Here is a 2,620-nt window from a genome sequence, read left to right as displayed (position 1 = left end):
TAAGTCGGCACACTAAATGTGGCTCCCCCTGCGGGACTCGAACCTGCGACATACGGATTAACAGTCCGCCGTTCTACCAACTGAACTAAGGGGGAATTATTCTTAAAGCTTTAAAGAAATGGTGCCGACTACCGGAATCGAACTGGTGACCTACTGATTACAAGTCAGTTGCTCTACCTACTGAGCTAAGTCGGCACATAATATTTCTTTGTGCTTTACTGTTGTTGTCTAAGACACCAACAAATAAATTGTGGTGCCCGGAGGCGGAATCGAACCACCGACACGAGGATTTTCAATCCTCTGCTCTACCGACTGAGCTATCCGGGCGACGAGGTGTATTAAACGTGTTTTCGCGTTCTGGGTCAACATTAAATTGCAAAAAAAGTATTGTTTGATGTTTTTCTATACTTAGTGGGTTGTTTTTGTTCATTTGCGGTGAAAAACCTAGGTCTAGCATGCCCTAAAAGATCGAGAAACTACGTTTAACTAGACGGAATGAGTGCCGAAATAAAAAAAGCACGTATGAAAACGTGCTTTTATATTTAAAAATCTTCCCGAAACTTTAGTGTTTTACTTCAAACCTATTTACCCAAGCTTCTAGTTCATTAGATAGAGAGGCTAATGTTTGGGTGCTGTTATGACTTTCGGTCACTACATTGCTTAGTTGATTACCACTTTCCTCAATCATGTTGATGCGCTTCGAGATATCATCACTCACTTGAGTTTGCTCAGCTGCTGCTGTCGCGATTTGATGGCTCATTGAAGAGATTGACTCAAGAGCAATAACAATCTGTTGTAGCGCTTCTGAGGCATTTTGAGACTCGGTTACTGTGCTCTGGCTGGTCGCTGCACACACTTCCATGGTTTGGATAGCGTTGCGAGAGCCGTCCTGAAGGTTATTGATCATTAACTGGATCTCTTTAGTGCTTGATTGCGTTCGGCCTGCAAGATTACGCACCTCATCAGCAACCACTGCAAATCCTCGACCTTGCTCGCCTGCACGAGCAGCCTCAATTGCTGCATTTAGTGCCAATAGGTTTGTCTGTTCTGCAATATCGCCAATCACATCCAATACTTTCACAATGTTGTTTACATCGTTATCTAGGTTAGCGACAGCTTCGCTTGCTGTTCCTAGTTGTCCTGCGAGGCCTTGGATATTGTCTACTGTGTTATGAATCAGGCGCTGAGTATGCTGGCTCTGTTTGTCTGCTTCATCAGTGTTGCGCGCTGTGTCTCCCGCAGAATCAGCAACGTTATTAGCTGAAGATGCCATCTCTGTCATCGCAGTTGCGATCATTTCGGTGGATTGCTGTTGTGTCTCAGTGAGTTGAGCAATAGAACCAGCGCGGTCTTCTACGCGTTGCAGCTCTCCTCGTAATGCCAACATCGAAGCATTAAGGTTAGATACCAATTCAGCCAGCGATTTACTCATTTGTTGTACTGCATGATAGATACTGCCATCGACCGCTTTAGTTTCGAAAGAGGTCTGAATGCGTCCTTCTGCTACAGCTTGTACGGCTTCTCTCACGTCTTTAGGCTCGCCACCAAGTAGTGCCAGCATTCGTTTAATAGACACGATTAAGCTAGAAAGAATAAGACCTGCAATAACAACACATAGGAATAGCTGCCATTGAGCAGTTGACCAGAAACGAGCGTTAACTTCATTGAAGCCTATACCTGTTCCTACAACCCAACCCCAATGCGGTGTTTTCTCTGCAATAGATAGTTTTTCTTCAATCGTGCCATCTGGCTGTTTTTGGGTCCAGGTGTATTCAACGATCTGACCTGTTCGGTTACCAAGTACTCTTTGGATTAATTGACCAACACTATTACCGTCTCCATCTTTAAAGTCATTAAAGCTAGTTCCGTGTAACTGAGGATCTAATGGAGTAGCGACAAACGTCATATTCTCATCGGCAACGTAGACATATTCATTGTCTTTATAAATATTGTTACGCAGCAGACGTGTCGCCAACTGTTTTGCTTGTTGTTCCTCTAACGTGCCGTCAATGGCCATCTTTTCAACTTCAGTAAGAATGCTGTATGCACTCTTAAATAGCTCAGTCACGCGAGCTTTGTTATCCATGTTGCTAGCGACTCTTAAGGTCCATAAACCTGTAGCGGTCAACGCTAGTAGGGCGACTAAAATGATGCCCGATAGTAAGTAAGCTTGCGTTTTTAGTTTCATATTTCCCCGCGCAGCAATTAAATAATAAATATTAGGTATGTTTCATCGAATCTTAATCTAAGTCGTGTAGGGCAGATATTAGAAAGATATCAAAACATGATGAAGATTAAATTTACGAAGAAAAAAAAGTAATGGAACGCTAGTTTGTTACTTTTTGTGTATTCAAGTGTGTCTTGAAAATGGCTGTAAGGGAGCGGTATTAGTCAGAGATTATCGTTGAGCAGAGGTATACGACGGAAGAGGGTTGTTTTCCAGTTTCAGTATTTAATGGGTGCCTGAATTGAAAGAGCTTTTCAGTATTGGAGTTCGACGAGACCGGAGAAAGGGGAACGATTTTTCTGAGACATTGCTTTGGCACAAAGCAGGAGCGTTAGATACGAAAAAAGCCAAGTCTTTCGACTTGGCTTCTTGAATGTGGCTCCCCCTGCGGGA

1 protein-coding gene and 3 tRNA genes are annotated in these 2,620 nt (G+C 43.3%); all 4 read right to left on the bottom strand.

Annotation, left to right across the window (positions count from 1 at the left end; all coding sequences use genetic code 11):
• Positions 1 to 19: 19 nt before the first annotated feature.
• The 4 genes from BCT81_RS24025 to BCT81_RS24010 all read right to left on the bottom strand — a co-directional run bounded on the left by BCT81_RS24025 (position 20) and on the right by BCT81_RS24010 (position 2,188).
• Positions 20 to 95 (bottom strand) — tRNA-Asn (locus BCT81_RS24025).
• 24 nt (positions 96 to 119) lie between these two features.
• Positions 120 to 195 (bottom strand) — tRNA-Thr (locus BCT81_RS24020).
• 56 nt (positions 196 to 251) lie between these two features.
• Positions 252 to 327 (bottom strand) — tRNA-Phe (locus BCT81_RS24015).
• Positions 328 to 562: 235 nt separating this feature from the next.
• Positions 563 to 2,188 carry a methyl-accepting chemotaxis protein gene (locus BCT81_RS24010; RefSeq protein WP_102426098.1) on the bottom strand — a complete coding sequence of 542 codons (1,626 nt, stop codon included), beginning with the start codon at positions 2,186 to 2,188 and terminating at the stop codon, positions 563 to 565.
• Positions 2,189 to 2,620 lie beyond the last annotated feature (432 nt).

This window comes from Vibrio sp. 10N.261.52.A1, assembly GCF_002876325.1.
GTDB classification, from domain to species: Bacteria; Pseudomonadota; Gammaproteobacteria; order Enterobacterales; family Vibrionaceae; genus Vibrio; species Vibrio chagasii.
Note: the sequence above shows the minus strand (reverse complement) of the source record. Positions and strands in the feature narration are given on the sequence as shown.

Excerpts from the sequence above, each read along its gene's own strand:
- BCT81_RS24010 (WP_102426098.1), bottom strand. The coding sequence starts at position 2,188 with ATGAAACTAAAAACGCAAGCTTACTTACTATCGGGCATCATTTTAGTC.